The organism is Faecalibacterium sp. DFI.5.82 (genome assembly GCF_029076575.1).
GTDB lineage: Bacteria > Bacillota > Clostridia > Oscillospirales > Ruminococcaceae > Faecalibacterium > Faecalibacterium duncaniae.
In genome coordinates, this window is the sequence record NZ_JARFIS010000093.1 from 1 (window position 1) to 430 (window position 430).

Sequence of the window (430 nt, forward strand, 5' to 3'; positions counted from 1 at the left end):
CCCCACCGGCGCTTCCAATGATATCGACCCGGCCACCAAGCTGGCCCGCGCCAAGCTGACCCGCTACGGCATGAGCGATGAGTTTGACATGGTGGCACTGGAGACCGTCAACAACCAGTATCTGGGCGGCGACACTTCTCTTGCCTGCTCTGCCCAGACCCAGTGTGAGATCGACCAGAAGGTGGTGGAGCTGGTCAAGGCCCAGCACGCCAAGGCTGTGCAGATCCTGACCGACAACCGCGCACAGCTGGATGAGCTGGCCCAGTATCTGTACCAGAAAGAGACTATCACCGGCGATGAGTTCATGGAGATCCTGAACAGGGAAGGTTAAACCCCACCGTCAATGCTTCGCATTGCCACCGCCCCTAGTAGGGGCGGCCCTGGCGTTGCGTGAGGATATGCGAGTTTTCCGTTATGCCAAGGGCCCCAC

1 pseudogene is annotated in these 430 nt (G+C 60.0%); it reads left to right on the forward strand.

What is annotated here, in order from left to right:
• Positions 1-331 (forward strand): annotated as a pseudogene (locus tag P0G09_RS15720) (cell division protein FtsH); the annotation flags it as partial.
• Between the last annotated feature and the right edge of the window lie 99 nt (positions 332-430).